Annotated in this window: 15 protein-coding genes; all 15 read right to left on the minus strand. The window is 63.1% G+C overall.

Annotated features, from left to right (window positions below; translation table 11 throughout):
• Window positions 1-4: 4 nt before the first annotated feature.
• Window positions 5-1984 (minus strand): heme lyase CcmF/NrfE family subunit, encoded by a 1980-nt coding sequence (locus BM399_RS20740; RefSeq protein ID WP_092869693.1) that lies wholly within the window; start codon window positions 1982-1984, stop codon window positions 5-7.
• A gap of 11 nt (window positions 1985-1995) precedes the next feature.
• Window positions 1996-2466: a cytochrome c maturation protein CcmE gene (gene ccmE / locus BM399_RS20745; protein ID WP_092869694.1), complete on the minus strand. Its 471-nt coding sequence runs from the start codon at window positions 2464-2466 to the stop codon at window positions 1996-1998.
• 18 nt (window positions 2467-2484) lie between these two features.
• Window positions 2485-3675, minus strand: coding sequence for a c-type cytochrome biogenesis protein CcmI (gene ccmI, locus BM399_RS20750; RefSeq protein WP_092869695.1), 1191 nt, complete (start codon window positions 3673-3675; stop codon window positions 2485-2487).
• Window positions 3676-3813: 138 nt separating this feature from the next.
• The gene (locus BM399_RS20755) at window positions 3814-4293 is read right to left on the minus strand and encodes an RT0821/Lpp0805 family surface protein (protein WP_092869696.1); all 480 of its coding nucleotides are present in this window, start codon (window positions 4291-4293) and stop codon (window positions 3814-3816) included.
• 164 nt (window positions 4294-4457) lie between these two features.
• The gene (locus BM399_RS20760; RefSeq protein WP_092869697.1) at window positions 4458-5837 is read right to left on the minus strand and encodes a sensor histidine kinase; all 1380 of its coding nucleotides are present in this window, start codon (window positions 5835-5837) and stop codon (window positions 4458-4460) included.
• Entirely contained in the window at window positions 5827-6498 is a 672-nt protein-coding gene (locus tag BM399_RS20765; RefSeq protein WP_092869698.1) for a response regulator transcription factor, read from the minus strand. The genes BM399_RS20760 and BM399_RS20765 overlap by 11 nt, the downstream gene beginning before the upstream one ends.
• A gap of 83 nt (window positions 6499-6581) precedes the next feature.
• Entirely contained in the window at window positions 6582-6875 is a 294-nt protein-coding gene (locus BM399_RS20770) for a hypothetical protein (RefSeq protein WP_092869699.1), read from the minus strand.
• 90 nt (window positions 6876-6965) lie between these two features.
• On the minus strand, window positions 6966-8282 hold the full coding sequence (locus BM399_RS20775) for a TIGR02594 family protein (protein WP_092869700.1): 1317 nt from the start codon (window positions 8280-8282) through the stop codon (window positions 6966-6968).
• A gap of 221 nt (window positions 8283-8503) precedes the next feature.
• Window positions 8504-12451: a baseplate multidomain protein megatron gene (locus BM399_RS20780; RefSeq protein WP_092869701.1), complete on the minus strand. Its 3948-nt coding sequence runs from the start codon at window positions 12449-12451 to the stop codon at window positions 8504-8506.
• 168 nt (window positions 12452-12619) lie between these two features.
• Entirely contained in the window at window positions 12620-13057 is a 438-nt protein-coding gene (locus tag BM399_RS20785) for an NlpC/P60 family protein (protein WP_092869702.1), read from the minus strand.
• A 2-nt stretch (window positions 13058-13059) separates the two neighbouring features.
• Window positions 13060-13920 (minus strand): DUF2163 domain-containing protein, encoded by an 861-nt coding sequence (locus BM399_RS20790; RefSeq protein WP_092869703.1) that lies wholly within the window; start codon window positions 13918-13920, stop codon window positions 13060-13062.
• A complete protein-coding gene (locus BM399_RS20795) occupies window positions 13917-14555 on the minus strand; it encodes a DUF2460 domain-containing protein (RefSeq protein ID WP_092869704.1) in 639 nt (212 codons plus the stop codon). The genes BM399_RS20790 and BM399_RS20795 overlap by 4 nt, the downstream gene beginning before the upstream one ends.
• Window positions 14556-14599: 44 nt before the next feature.
• Window positions 14600-15190, minus strand: coding sequence for a phage tail tape measure protein (locus BM399_RS20800; protein WP_177228231.1), 591 nt, complete (start codon window positions 15188-15190; stop codon window positions 14600-14602).
• The gene (locus BM399_RS20805; RefSeq protein ID WP_092869706.1) at window positions 15177-15362 is read right to left on the minus strand and encodes a phage tail assembly chaperone; all 186 of its coding nucleotides are present in this window, start codon (window positions 15360-15362) and stop codon (window positions 15177-15179) included. The genes BM399_RS20800 and BM399_RS20805 overlap by 14 nt, the downstream gene beginning before the upstream one ends.
• Window positions 15362-15680 (minus strand): gene transfer agent family protein (locus BM399_RS20810; protein WP_092869707.1); only part of this gene is annotated, 319 nt, incomplete at its 5' end. The genes BM399_RS20810 and BM399_RS20805, both read right to left, overlap by 1 nt.

Raw genomic sequence — 15680 nt, forward strand, 5'->3', positions numbered from 1 at the left:
CGTTTCACTCCGCGGGTACCGCAACAGGTTGACGCGATCTCGACGGCGCGCCGACGCGCAAGCGCCGGTCGGACAGCGAGATGCCGCCACCGATGAACATGATCAACGCGCCGAGCCAGATGAAGCGTACGAGCGGGTTGAAATAGGCTCTGACGGCGTAGCCGCCGTTCGGTTGCGCATCGCCGATGACGAGGTAAAGGTCGCCGCGCCACGCGGCAAGAATGCCGGACTCGGTCGTCGTCTGCGGCGGGGCGTCGTAGAGCCGCTTCGAGGGCGTGAGCCGCGCCACCGTTTCGCCGCCGCGCTTCACATTGAAATCGGCAATGTCTTCGACGTAGTTCGGCCCGCGGGCCTGTTCGAGACCGACGAACGTCACGTTATAGCCGTTGACCGTGATTTGATCGCCCGGCTTCATGGCCTGGATGTGCTCTTCGCGGTAGGCGCTCGTCGCGACGATGCCGACCACGAGCATGCCGATCCCGAAATGCGCAAAGAAGGTGCCGTAAGCCGAACGTGGCAGGTTTCGCGCACGACGAATGATTTCATCCGATTTTGCCGAGCCGAACTTCACTCTGTTCGCCCACTCGACGACAGCGCCCGCCATGACGTAGACGCCGAGCGCGACACCGAACGGCGCGAGCCACGGTCCCCGATATTCGGCGGCGAATACGGCAACGAGCGCTACGAGTGCCGCACCGAAAGCAAACGCCAAGCGTTGCATCGCTCCCGCAAAATCACCGCGCTTCCAGGCCAACATCGGACCGATCGGCAAAGCGACGAGCAGCGGTATCATCAACGGTCCGAAGGTCATGTTGAAGAACGGCGGCCCGACGGAAATTTTCTCGCCCGTCAGTCCTTCGAGCGCCATCGGATAGAGCGTGCCGACGAGCACGGTCGCAGCGCCTGTCACGAGCAGCAGGTTGTTGAGGACGAGCGATCCTTCGCGGCTGATGGGCTGGAACAGGCCACCCGCCTGCATGTCCTTGGAGCGCAACGCAAAGAGCGCGAGGCCGCCGCCGGTGAAGAGGATCAGAATGGCGAGGATGAAGACGCCGCGCGCCGGATCGACGGCGAAGGAGTGAACGGACGTCAGCACGCCCGAGCGCACGATGAACGTACCCATCAGCGACAGCGAGAACGTCAGGATCGCGAGAAGCACGGTCCAGATCTTCAGCGCCTCGCGCTTTTCCATTACGAGCGCGGAATGCAAAAGCGCGGTTCCGGCGAGCCAGGGCATGAAGGATGCGTTCTCGACCGGATCCCAGAACCACCAGCCGCCCCAGCCGAGTTCGTAGTAGGCCCACCACGATCCCATCGCGATGCCGATCGTGAGAAACATCCAGGCCGCGAGCGTCCACGGCCTCACCCAGCGCGCCCAGGCTGCATCGATGCGGCCTTCGATCAACGCCGCAATCGCAAACGAGAAGGCAATCGAGAAGCCGACGTAGCCCATGTAGAGAAACGGCGGATGGAAGGCGAGCGCGGGGTCCTGGAGGATCGGGTTCAAGCCACGTCCATCGGGGGGCGCCGGATCGAGGCGGGTGAACGGATTGGACGTCAGCAGCGAGAAGAGCAGAAACGCCACCGCGATCGACGCCTGCACGGAAAGAACGCGGGCCTTCAGCGTCAGCGGAAGGTTATTGCCAAAGAGCGCAACAGCGGCGCCGAAGAGCGCCAGGATCAACACCCAAAGCAGCATCGAGCCTTCGTGATTGCCCCAGACGCCGGCCAATTTGTAAATCAGCGGCTTCGTCGAATGTGAGTTTTCGGCGACGTTCAGGACGGAGAAGTCCGACGTCACATAGGCGTGCGTCAGCGCGCAGAAGGCGATCGCGATCAGGAAGAGTTGCGAAACGGCCGCGGGATCGGCGACGCGCATCATGCGTTCGTCTTTGAGGTGAGCGCCGATCGCGGGAACGACGACCTGCGCGACGGCAACCAGCAAAGCGAGGATCAGCGCGAAATGTCCGAATTCTACGATCACGGCATGTCCTTCTAAGGCATCCCTGCCTTCACCTGGCCCGGATGGGCGCCCGCGCCGAGCTTGACGCCTTTCGCTTCCAGAGCATTCGCGACTTCGCGCGGCATGTAATTTTCGTCATGCTTGGCAAGCACGCTATCGGCTTTGAAGCGGCCCTCGCCATCAAGCATGCCTTCGGCGACAACGCCCTGGCCTTCCTTGAAAAGGTCGGGCAGCACGCCCGTAAATGTAACCGGAATATCGCGCAGCGTATCGGTCACTTTGAACGTGATCGTCGTCCCCTGTCCGCGAACGACGGAGCCATGCTCCACGAGGCCGCCGAGGCGGATGCGCTGGCCCGGCGGGACGCCCTTCTCGACGATGTCGCTCGGCGTATGGAAGAACACGATGCTGTCCTTCAACGCGAAGAGCACGAGGAGGAGCGCCACGCAGAGCGTTGCGACCCCTCCGCCGATCAAAACTCCGCGCTTCTGCTTACGTGTCATCAGAGACCCTGCATTGCGTTAGCTTCCGAGGCCCAGCTGGCGCGCGAGATGCTCGACTTCGGCCAAGCCGTCCTGGTTGCCTTTGAGATTGGCGCGGGCATCTGTCAAAGCTTTGATGGCATCATCGCGGCGACCGAGAATTTCATAGGCTCGTATCAATTTTACCCATCCCGCAGCGTCGTTTCCATCGGACTTGAGACGGGCCGCGAGACTATCGACCATACGCGCGATGAACGCCTGCCGTTCCTCGGGGTTCATCGCCATGATCGCGGCGGCTTCAGGATTGGCGGCCGGCGTTGCCGATGATGGAGCCGTTCCGGCGTTGCTGCCCGCTCCCTGATTGCCATCGCCTGCCGGTGGGCTGCCGATCCCCTTCCCGATATTTGCCAGCCGTTCTTCGATGACCTTGCGCCAAGGCGCGTCCGCGGGCGCTTCGGCGATGAGCTTGCGATAATCGGCGGCGGCGTCAGACACGCGTCCGTCCTGCTCCTTCGCGAGCGCCAGCCAAATGCGCGGCTCAATGGATGAGTCCGGCGCCAGCACGATAATGCGCTCGAGAGCTTTGCGGGCGTCTTCCGGAACGACGCCGTTCTCGATGTGGATGCGCGCGTTCGCGAAGCCTTGTAGACGCTTCGGGCTTTCGCCGATCAACCGAATGGCATTCTGGTAGGCGGTAGCGGCATCGGCGTACCGACCCATTGCATAGTAGACGGGCGCGATGACATCCCATCCCGTACCGTCTTCCGGATGGTCTCGCAGCCGCTCTTCGACCTTGGCAACGAGATCGTTGGGCTTGTTGGCGTTCGACGCTTCGGCGAGGCGCTCGCTCAACGGCTGTGCCGGCATGCCGGGTGCGCCATACGTCAGATAAAGGCCCAAGCTTGCAATCGGCAGCGCGATGGCAGTGGCGATGGACACCGGAACGACGAAGCGATTGCGCTCAGGGTCGCGAGCGTGCGAGCCGGCTTTCGGATGGTCCTGCGATACGCGCAAAATCCGGCGGGCGATTTCGGCCCGGGCGCTTTCAGCCTCCGCAGCGCCAAGAGTACCGCGCGCTTCGTCGGAATCGATCTCTTTGAGCTGGTCTTTGTAGACGGCGATATCGGGGCCGGCGGAATCCGTTGCCCGCGATGACGGACGCATCAGAGGCCGCGTGATGGCGAGCGTCACGGCTGCCACTAATCCAGCCACTAGAATCCAGAAAACCATCGCTGCGCGATCCTCAAGCTTCGCTGCAGGGAATAGGATCGCACGCCTGCCGAGGCAAGCCGACAAAGCCCAAGTTAGCCCATCTGTCGCGGACGGGATTAACTTAGAGAAATGAAACGAGTTGGCCGCTGCAGCGCGTCAACCGACGTTCTGCCACGTTCCGTCCGAACTCCGGCAGGCGGTGCCATGCATCTTCTGCGGCCGGCCGTCGATGTAAACGGTGTGCGTGTAGTCACGGCAATCGGCGACGCCGCGCTTATAAGGCTTGCTCGGAACGATTTCCCCGTAGTGACCGGTATCAGGATCGCGCCACTGCCGCGGATTGCCGGACTGGCCGCGCTCGAGAGCGTCATATTCCGCTTCCTGCGCCAAGCGGCGATCGCGTTCGTCGAGGCTTTTGCCGATCTGGCTGCCGACGATGCCGCCGATGACGGCGCCGCCGATGGTGGCCGCGACCTTGCCTCCCTCACCCTTGCCGATCGAATTTCCGAGGACACCGCCGGCGATGCTACCGAGAACGAGGCCGGTACCGGTGTTGTCCACTCCGCCCTGGCCGTTGCTGCAGGCGCAAAGCAAGGTGGCTGCCAGAAGCGGCAGCGAAAGGCGCGCGGTGCGCATGGTAAACCCCATTTGTGGCATCCCCCGACACGCCGCTGGCCCCACCGGCGCGTAGTCCTACGGTATTCGCTAGACCGATATTGCGCCTTCGACAAGGCGGAAATCCACCACAATTCGGGCAAATCCCCACTCCATCCGCTGTTGCGATGCGGAATCAACCCGCGTCAGGCGGCGGGGAGTTCAAGAACAGCTTTTAGGCCGCCGTGCTCGGAGGCATCGAGCCTCAACCGGCCTCGATATGAAGCCGCGAGATCGGTGACGATCGAAAGTCCCAGCCCCGAGCCGGGTTTGGTCTCATCGAGCCTAAGTCCGCGCTTGCCGATCTTGGCTCTTTGCTCCGCCGAGAGCCCCGGGCCATCGTCCTCGACGGTCAGGGTGAGCTTTCGCCGGGCAGTCGTCTCCTGACTGTTGATAGTTGCCGTCAGGTAGACCCTGCGCTTGCCCCACTTGCAGGCATTGTCGAGCAGGTTGCCCAACATTTCTTCGAGGTCCTGCTTTTCACCTTGGAACTTGGCACCGGGCTGAACCGCGTAGTCGATCGATATGCCTTTTTCCCGATGGATGCGTTCTATCGCTCGGACCAACGGCTCGGCCGTCGCATCGACGGGCGTGACGCGGCCAATGGTATTCGTCCTCGCAGCGATACGCGCGCGGTCGAGATAATGCGTAATCTGATCGCGCATCAGATGGGCTTGCTCGGCAACCTTCGAGCCGAATGCGCTTTGATCTTCCCGCGCTTCGTTGGTGATGACCGCGAGCGGGGTCTTCAACGCATGCGCGAGGTTGCCGACCTGCGTGCGGGCGCGGTCGATGATGTCCTGGTTTGAATCGATCAACGCATTGAGTTCGGTTTGCAACGGCTCGATCTCGGCCGGCAACTGGCCTTCGAGGCGTTCGACTTGGCCGGAACGGATACTCGCTAAACCTCGTTCGATCCGGCGCAGCGGCAGAAGACCGAAACGAACCTGGAAAACGGTCGCCGCCAAAAGGCCGAGACCCACAAGCGAAAGCGCGCTCGTGAGGCGGGCGCGGAATTTGGCGACCGTTTCCTCGAACCAGTCCATGGGACCGGCGACCATGATCGAATACTTCGTCTTTTCGGGATCGTGACCGGGGGAGTCGATGAATTCGAGGATGCGGATCGTCGAGCCGGTCGGGCCGGGGACGTTCATCCAGCGCGTCCCCGTGTCGTCGGTCGGGAACTTTCGGTCATAGGGGGAAGGCAACATTGCCGTTGCGAGCGAGGGCGATACGAGCGTGCGGCCGGGAGCGCCGTCGATTGGGCGTATCTGCCAATACCAGCCCGACTGCGTGACTTCGAAAAGGGGCTCGTAAAGGTTCGGCGGGTTGACAGGCTCGTCGCCCATCGTGCTCATGCTATCGATCGTGATCTGGGTCAGCAGCTTCTTCAACTGGGCGTCGAAGCTCAGCTGCACGTCGTCCCGATATAGCGCGTAAATGATGTAGCCCGCGAGCGGCAGCGCCAGTAGCGTCCACGCTGCCGAAGTTGCGAAAAGGCGCAGCGCAAGTGAGTTAAGCCTCATCCGGTCCTTGGCTCATGCGGTATCCGAGACCGCGGACCGTCTGGATCACGTCGCCGGGAATTTTCTTCCGCAGTCGGCCGATAAATACTTCGATCGTGTTCGAATCGCGATCAAAATCCTGATCATAGAGATGTTCGACCAGCTCGGTTCGCGAAACCACCCGGCCATTGTGGTGCATCAAATAGGCCAGCAGGCGAAATTCATGCGAGGTCAACTTGACGGGCAAGCCCTCGCAGGTCACGCGCGCCGATTTGGTGTCGAGACGCACGGGGCCGCATTCGATTTCCGATTTCGCATGGCCGGACGCCCGCCGGACCTGAGCCCGGACCCGCGCCAGCAACTCTTCCATATGGAAGGGCTTGGCGAGATAGTCGTCGGCGCCGGCATCCATTCCGGCGACCTTGTCGCTCCAGCGGTCGCGTGCGGTCAGAATAATGACGGGCATCTTGCGATCGCTTCGCCGCCACTGCTCAAGGACGGAAATGCCGTCCATCTTGGGCAGGCCTATGTCGAGAATGACGATATCATACGGCTCGGTATCGCCGAGGAAGTAGCCTTCCTCTCCGTCGGCAGCCGTATCGACGGCAAAGCCTGCGTCTTCCAGAGCCGCCGAAAGCTGACGGTTTAAGTCCTTGTCATCCTCGACGACGAGCGCTCGCACGGTATGTCCCCTCCCCCTCCAGCAAGACTTGCGGACGCTCGGAGATCTCGGCGAGAGATTTCCATCCCGCAACGACGGACCGACTACCGGCCCCTCGCTGTCATAACGGTCGTTCTAAGCTGTCCCGTCGGACTTCTGATGACCAGACGATAAAAATATCCGGCTTCCGTACGGCACAGCGTGGTCTTTACGAGCTTGCCGATACCATCTGCTGCCAACGAGCGCGATACCTCCTCGACGGTTATCAGGTTTTCCCGGCGGACGATCTGGCCGGCCATGCCCCAGTCGGTCAGGCAGTCGTCGGCGCGCGAGGCGGCGCACGGCAGTAGTACAACTGCCGCAGCCGCTGCTGCCACCGCTCTTCCCAAATCGACCATCCGCGTTCTTCCGGAAAACCGACTATCTAACATAGCGCGTTGAACCGCCGATGAATACGGGAGCCATTAAGGATGAGCCCCTGATATTGTTCAGCTCTTTCGTAGGCTGAGGACCGAGGACGCCTTGAAGCGGCCGTAGATCGCCAGCACCGTCCCGAACAAACCAGCGAGCGCCTGAACGGCGATCACCGCCTGATTGCCGAAAGTCTGGATGAGATCGGCGGGCAGGCTCACGCCGATTGCCGGGGCGATGACGGGAAGCACAGTCGCCGCGGCGGTGATCAGCGTTCCCCAAAGCGTCCTCGATTGGGCCCACCATTTCGCCGTATCGTCGATCGTCTTCGCAGCCGCTGCTTGATTGCTCATGTTGGATTCTCCTTTTGCGATTTGTGCCGGCTCCAAGAGCCCGCGAGTAATGCCGTCAGCCGCGCCCCAGGATTTTCCGAGGGCCAATGTCGCGTCGACGCGTTTCAGCCAGCCCCGTCCGAAGCGCCAGAAATGCGGAAGCGCCCGGTAGCGGGTGCGCCGGATTTCCGCGTAGTCGTCGATCAGATCGGTCAGTCGTCGGCTGCCGATTGCAGAGAGCGTCTCGGGGCCGATCTCGCCGTCGACCGTGACGTTCACGACCTGCTGCAGCATTCGGGTCGCGGCGCCGACGCCGTGGTTCACGGCGGCATCGAAATGCATCAGGGCCAGCGGTGCGGTGAACGCTGCGCAGTGAGCGGGGTCGAAATACCGGCGGCGATAAATGGCCTCGACGACGGCTTCGGGGATCGACTTCAATTCCGAAATGAGCCGCGGGCGCGAGCCGGCATCAAGCGTCTGGCCTTTGAAGTTGGCATAGACTTCGAGCGTTACGCCGCGATTGGTCGGGCCGCCCGGATCGTACGGATCATTCGAATAGCCGCCTTCCATTTCGAGAACGTGGGCAAGCGCCTTCGCGAAGGTGCCGTTGTCGGCCGTCGCGCTTTCCGCCTCGGTCTCGGCGTCCGGCCATCGGAAGCCGAGAAGGCGCGCGGCGTCGAAGGCTGAGACCGTAACCGCGTCGCCCTGGTTGCCGCCGAGGAGGTAGAGCTTGCCGGCCGCCGACCCGATCAGAAACCCGACGTGTCCGGCCGTCGGATCGTCGCCCCGCGCCAAGACGACGAGCGCGCCGAAGCGCGGCTCGTCGAGGCCAATTCCCCAATCGAGATACGACCGCGCCATCAGCGATCCGGTGCCCTGGCATCCGGCGCGCTTCAGCATGGCGCCTGCAAACGCGGCACACCACGGCGTCTCGTCGCTTTCGACCTTTGTGTCGCCTGCTTCGCGGAAGTAGCGGAGAATTTCGGCAGAATGCTCCTTGCCCGGAATTTCGCGCACGCCGAATTCGGCCCACGCGGCCGCGAGCCACGCCGGTTGATCCATGATTGTTTCGCCTTTTTGAGATTTCCGTTTCGGCCACGACGGCTCCCCCTAGCGGGGGGGGGGTGAACGAAACAGCACAGTGCAGTTCGTCGAGAATGAACAATCAGCGAGGGGCAACCATTCGCCTCCGAAAAACCTTTCCAGCTCCTCTTCTCACCCCACCCCTAACCCCTCCCCGTCAAGGGGAGGGGAATTCAGCGACTCTCAATTCGACTTACGCGTTAAACGATGGCGGCGCGGGAAGCGCCCCGGCCGAAGATGACGTTCGTCTGATATACTTTGACCGATACGCTCGGCTGGACGGCTCCGAAGTCGGCAATCTGATCGGCACTCGAATACGTGATGTTTGCCGAGGATGTTGCGAGCGTGCGCTTCACCGTCGAGCCGTCGAGAATATCGACCTCGTAGCTTTCGCTTTCTTCGCCAAGCGGCACCTCGGGCAGCTCCCAGTTATCGCCGCCGCTGCGCGTGCGCCGAACCCAAGAGATGCTGAGGTCGCCAGACGTTCGCACGCCTCTGACATGGACTGGCGACAACGGCCGAAGCCCAAGCGCATGGTAGGCGAAAGGCTCCGTGACGTACGACGCGTCGCCGATATCGCGGTTGCCGGGTCCATAGCGCCAATTGAGCGGCACCTTCTGTTCGCTCTCCCTGACCTGCACGGATGTCACCGCGCCGTCGAGCAGAACGAATTGCGCATCCGCCGGAAGCGCGTCGTCGATCGCCCCCTCGGTTCCGAACTGACCGCGAAGAAATTCGCCGAGGCGATAGGTTTGCACATCGACGAGTTCGGCGGTTTGGAACTGAACGATTTCCCAATTGCCACTCGCGTTGCGAAGAGCCGCGAGGTTGGCGCCCGCCAGCATCGCGACGAGATCGACGGAGGAAAGCGTTCCGCTCGTCAGGCGCACGCGGATGTTTGCGCGATGATCGATGCGTCCCTCGGGACCCCGCGGCAGTTCATCAAGCGTCACGCCGAGCGTTGCTGGTGCGCCGGCGATCGCCTTGAGCTGATATCCAGTCTCCTGCGGAGATGCGAACACAGCAACGCTGCCGGGCCACGGCTTCTGCATCGCGGCGACGTATCCGGCCGCCGCATCCGCAGCGGCGTTCCACTGCGGCAGATCCATCAACGCAACGGCGGGCGAGCCGATCTGAACCGGTGCAGGCTCGGGGGCGGCGCGCGGCGCGACGTCGATCCGATCGTAAACGCCCGGATCGATGCTCAACGCCCGGATGTCGCGAACCCCGTGCTCCGAAATATTGGTCAAGCGCAGCAAGCGGCTTCGTCCGCCGATGTCGACCGAGACGAGATCTCCGGGTTCGAGTGCGAGTGTCGACGGCGCCAGCTTGAAGGTTGCGGATTCGCGCGTCGCCCACGTTTCGTAGAGCCAGCTCTCGGCGATCGCTCCGGCAAGGCCGTCGTCGAGCACGATCGGGAGATCGGCTTCCGCGACGCGCCCGCTCGCCCCTGTCAGCCGCCGCGCTTCGGCGACGGCTTGCGGATAATCGTCGACGCCTGAGATGTAGCGGAGCTTGGCGGATGCGGGAAGGTCGGTTTCCTGGGCGCGCGTCAGCTCGTACAGCGCATCGCCCGCGCTCTCTTCGACGAGCGCATCCAGCTCGAGCGTCATCGCAGGCGCGGCGCGGCCGCGATGGCGAAACACGATCTTGCCGTTGCTTTCGATGCTGTCAAAAAAGTACGCGAGTTCCAGCGGCTGTATCGCATCGCGCGCCGCCATCGTCCGGTCGATGACGTAGCCCGGCACCGTTCCCATCAGCGCGGACGCGTCGAAGTCTGCGAAGCCCTGATCGTGCAGGATGGCCGACACGACATCATCCAGCGCCGCGCCGCCGAGTCGACCGTTCAGCCAATGTCCGAGCTGCCAGTTTTCGCTATCGCCCCAATAGGTCGTCGCATCCGGAAATGCCGGATAGGGACGCGCGTCCCAGCAATAGACGTGCACGCGATCGAGATCGACCATTCGCGTGCCGTTGATCGCCGATACCGGATTGCGGCCTTCGACGTAGCCCGGCTTCGTCCAATCGAAAGCGTCAGTGAGCGCCTGGCGATGACGCGCCTGCATCAGGTCATCGCGAAGCCCACGCGAATAATAGGGAAGCGCCGATTCCGAACTCTTCGGATCCACAAAGACGTTCGGCTGGTTCGCACCATTGTCGACCGCGGGACAGCCGATCTCCATGAACCAGAACGGCTTCGATTGCGGCACCCAGGCGGTCGCGGACGCGCTTTCGACGCCTGCGGGACGATTGTAGTGCGCGTTGCTCCACCACGCATGGATATCCTTGTAGCGAAAGACCCACGGCTTTCCGGATCCATCCGTTATCGGGGTGCGAATCTGCGCATCACGATCTTCGCTTGACGCGTAATACCAATCGAAGCCTTCGCCGCCGTGGACGTTCGAACGGAGATACGCCGGGTCGTAGATCGAGCTTGCGCCGGCGGCCGCGTCGAGATGATCGCGGCCATCGCGCCAGTCGGCCAGCGGCCAATAGATGTCGATGCCGATCGCATCGATGCTCGACGCCGACCACAACGGATCGAGATGGAAATAAACGTCGCCCGAACCGTCTGCAGGCTGATGGCCGAAGTATTCCGTCCAGTCGGCGGCATAGAGCACCTTCGTTCCCGCGCCGAGGATCGCTTTCACGTCATCGGCAAGCGCGATCAGCTCTGTGACGAATGGATATGCGTTGGCGCTCGATCGGACCGACGTCAGCCCGCGCAACTCGGTGCCGATGACGAACGCTTCGACGCCGCCAGCCGCTTTCGCCAGAAACGCCTGATGCAGGATCATGCGCCGGTACGACCATTCGTCCGGCCCCGCGTATTGCACGCTGGTGCCAGAGATGGAAAAGTCAGATCGCGCGGCGGAGCCGACGAAGCTTGCGATTTGCGTCGCGGCGGCTAACGTTTTGTCGGGCGTTCCCCATTGGCCGGGCGCCGGATGACACGCAATTCGTCCGCGCCACGGATATGCCGGCTGGCTCACGCCTCCGTAGGGATCAGGAAGGCTGTTGCCCGCCGGAACATCCATAAGAACGAACGGCGTGAGCGTCACGTTCAATCCACGCGCTTTCATATCCCGAATGGCGGCGACGACCGTCTGGTCGGACGGCGTGCCGCCATAGGCTGCGTTGCCGTCGCGCGTGCTGATGAGATGAGCAGTGCTGCGCGTTTCGCCTGCAACGGACCAGCTGAGTGGTGCTGTCCGCTTGTGGCGCGTCTCGACGCCCGGCATGATCTTGCATGCGCCCGCGCGGAGATCCGTTCCAAACCAGCTGACGACAAGCGACACCGACTTGGCGTTCGGCAATGCCGCTTCGAGCTGATCGAGCGAAACCTGCCAGTCGGTCGGGCCGACCAATTGATGGACATTCTCCGATTGCGAAACGCCGTCGTCGAACGTTTGATGCACAGGTTCCGTCGCGTAGACGAACTCGCCCGAACCCGGGATCATCACGACGCCGCGAATGTCCTGGTCGGCAGCCGAGACGCTGCGGAAGATTTCGAACGAGAGTTGCGGAACGCGGTTGCCGTAATCGGCGAGCGCAAAGCGCTCGAACACGACATAGGCGACGCCGCGATAGCTTGGGGCATTGTCCACGCCCTCGCGCGCCGCGATGAGACTATCGACGTCTTGCGTTTCCGTGCCGGTGTGCAAGCGGAACGTCGTCCGCGCGAGATCGAGTTCCTGCTCGTCGGCCCAGACGCGGCCGATGCGCGTCACCACACCCTCGCCAAGCGCCACAGCGAAATTGGCGTAGTAGTTATATTGCGCGAGGCGCGTCTTGCTTCCCGAGCCTCCTTTGCCGCTGCCCGTGGCTTGCGTCGTCGTCACGATCTCTTCTTCGAGATCGGTCGCCCAGATGATCTGTCCGCCGACGCGCGCACGACCGTAAATTTTCGGAAGCGGCGCACCTTCGGTCGACGCGGTCAGCCGGAGATCGGAAAGGCGCGGACCTTCGACCGTGCGCGTCTGTCCGGAGGGGGCGAAGAGCGCGTTGTCAACATATGCTCCGGCAAATGCGCCGATCTGCGATCCGATCGCCGCGCCAGAGAGCGTGACGCCGAGCAAGCCGACGCCGGCCGGCAGCATGCTGCCGCCGACGGCTGCACCGACTGCCGCAAGAGCAAGTGTCGCCATTTGTGACGCCTTTCTTATTGGCGCGGAGCGAGGCCGCGAACTTCGATCCCCCCACCCCAACCCCTCCCCGCGAGGGGGAGGGGCTTATGCTGCATTCCCCTCCCCTTGACGGGGAGGGGTCAGGGGAGGGGTGACGCGGGGCCTCAGCCGTTCGAGGATGACGGCAGCTCACACCACGCCGGGAAATTGAAATGCGCCTGCGATCCGGCGCCGCCACCAATTCGTCAGCGGAACCTCGGCGACCGGTGCGCCTTCGATCGCATGCACCATCATTGCGGGCGCCGTGACGACGGCCGCGTGCTTCGCCACCATTCCGGCGCGGAGCCGGAAAACGACGACGTCGCCGATGGTCATCGCGGCGATCGGCTTCGCCACAAGATGCCGGCCGGCGGCTTCGAGCATGGCCTCGCTTCCGCTCGCTTCCGCCCAATCGCGGCTGTAGGCCCGCGGCTTTTCCGCGTCGGCGCCGTAGAGCTCTTTCCAGACACCGCGCACAAGCCCGAGACAATCGGTGCCGACGTGACGGACACTCGCCTGATGATGGTAGGGCGTGCCGATCCAACCGCGGGCCGCTTCGACAATTCTGCTTCGCGTCACATGCTGCATCTTCAGCTCGAGCGTCCGATTTTCGTCAGGAACTGATTGCCGGGTATCGACGGGAAGCCGCGGAAATTGATCGTGTTCGAGAAGCGCGCCTTGCATGTCTCAAACCGCTTGTCGCAGCCTGCGGTGACGATGAATTCGTCGCCCGCGGCGGGTGGGCCTTCGGCATCCGTCCAAAGTTCGATCTCGACGGCGGAGGCAAGCTTCGTGTGCGTCTTGATCTCGATTCTGAGGCCCGCTGAGGCGCCAGACGTGAATGCGAAGAGACCGCGTGAGAAGAATCGCGTGGCGAATGCGTCGATGCCGGAGACCGTGAAACGCCGAGCCGATACCGCTGTCAGAATTGCGCCGACACCCCTGAAGGCCGGCGACGAAAGATCGATGCCGCAGCGCGTATCACCGAGATCGGCGTCGCACGTCCGCTGTAAAATCCGTCCCGTCGGCTGCTGCAGATAGTGCGCGAGGCCGCGAAGCTCGGCCGTAAAGCTCGCGCCCGTGCGCCGCACTTCGCCAATGCTGCCGGACCGCATCAGGACGCGCTGGCTGGGGTCCGCCCAGTTGACGCGATAGATCGCGATGCGCGCGTCGTCATAGCGGCCGGCGGCCAGGTCATCGTCGGTCAATGTTCCGGACGACAGCGCGCCCGTGACCTCGAGGTTGTCGACCGACAGGCCGAGACCATCGGTGATATCGCTCGCGGTGAACCCGCTTGCCGCCTCGTAAGCTGTGCCGCCAAACGCGACCGGGTTGTCGTGATCGGTGAAGCCGAGGACGGTTCCGTCGCGGCGTTCGATGCGCCAGCACCAGCACAGCGTCGTCGCGCCCGACGCGAGATGCGCGGCAAATTCCGGCGAGAGCGTCTTCATAGGCGCACCTCGACAATCGGAATGTTGGGAATGGCGCCCGAGGTGAAGCCCGAGAGATTGACCTCGAGCTTGTCGGTATCGAAGCGCACGGGCACGTCGAACTCGAAGCCTGCCGTTACGCTCGCTCCGCTTGCCGGAATGTGACCGCTGAGAAATGTCACGACGCCCGTCGAAGCATCAATCGCGAAATTCGTGCCTGCGATTTGCGCCGCGCCGGCAACGGCGATCTTCACAGTCGCCACGATTGGCTTCTTGATATCGCGCGTCCAGGGCGCGAAGGCGTTGCCGTAGACCTTTTTCAACTGGAACGCTGCGCGATCGCCCGTCCCCGTTCCGATGACCTGGTCGAGCGCGTTCGGCGCCGCGTTCGGAGCGCAGGATTTCCAGTCCATCGGATCGCGCCAACGAAACGCATGAAGACGGCCGCGCCGCTCTTCGAAGAATGCGATGATCTGATAGAGATCATCGAGCGATTTGACGCCATATCCCGCGTTGTAGCTTCGCCGGCTGTCTGCCCAGCGGCTGTTGCGCTCTTCATATCCCGATCCCAGCACGACGACGTCGGTGCGCCGCTCTGGTCCGCCTTGCGCATTGCGCGAGATCGCCGTCGGAAATCTGACGTCGTGAAAGGACATGTGAGTTTCGCTTTTTTGTGAGGAGGCGACTTAGAGGTTGCGCTTTAGAGGTTGCGCTGGCCGGCCGCGGCGGCGCGCGCGATCATCGCGGCGATCTGCGATTGCGAGCGGCCGAAGCTTTGGACGTCCGGCGTCGAGATGTTGATCGTGATCTGCTGTCCCCCGCCGCCCGACATCGCGACGCCGAGCCGACCGTCCGACCCTCGTGTCAGCGGCATGATCGCTTCCGGCCCGCGCTCTCCGGCGAGCCCCGTCGCGCCGCCTGCCAGCGGGAATGAGATCGGGCTTGCGATGACGCCGCCGCTTGCAAACGGCACTGGCGTTCCAGCCTGAATGACACCGCCCTTCGCGAACGGCGTCGCTCCCGAGATGACGCCTTGGAACACCGATGCGAGGTCGGACGTCAGCGGCTGCAGCGCCGTCTTGAGCGCCAACTGCGAGAGGTTGAGCGCCAGCGACTTGAAGACATCGCCGACGTTCTTGCCTTTGATCGCGATATCGTCGAATGCCGAGACGAGCGTGTTGGCGAATTGCCTTCCGGTCCGCGACGTCGATTGGAGCTTTGTTTCGAGATCGCTCGTGTCGGCCGTGACCTTGACGTTCCAGGTCTCGAGCTGATCGTCATTCATTGTCATAGGTTGCACTTTCATCCGGAAAGCGTTGCATGAGCGTGTCGAGGTCTCCGCGCGTGAGCGTCATTTCGCGGGCTCCGCCGAACCTGCCTGCCAGCGCCGCCTGCAGCTCGCGCGGTGTCAACGACCAGAAAGCGCCCGGCATCATGCCGAGGACACCGAGGCCGAGTTCCATCACGCGCGTCCAGCGAAAGGGGCGCGCGTTTCGCCGCCGTCCTCCCGCACGGTCGCCGCGCCTGCCTGCTGATCATCTCCGCCGAACGTCGCATTCAAAAGCCGGGCAACGATGTCGACGTACTCTGCGGCGCCGCCGTTCACGCGCATCAGGGCGACTTCGTCGTCCGTTACCGCGCATCCCGCGCCGCGCAGTCCGGCTGCGATTATCTTTACGCAATCGCGCGCGGAGAGCCGCCCCTTCTCGAAGCGCGCCGCGAGCGCCAGCATGTCGTCGTCACCGAAGGCGCTTTCCAATTCCGCGAGCGCGCCGAGCGTC

The organism is Hyphomicrobium facile (genome assembly GCF_900116175.1).
GTDB classification, from domain to species: Bacteria; Pseudomonadota; Alphaproteobacteria; order Rhizobiales; family Hyphomicrobiaceae; genus Hyphomicrobium_B; species Hyphomicrobium_B facile.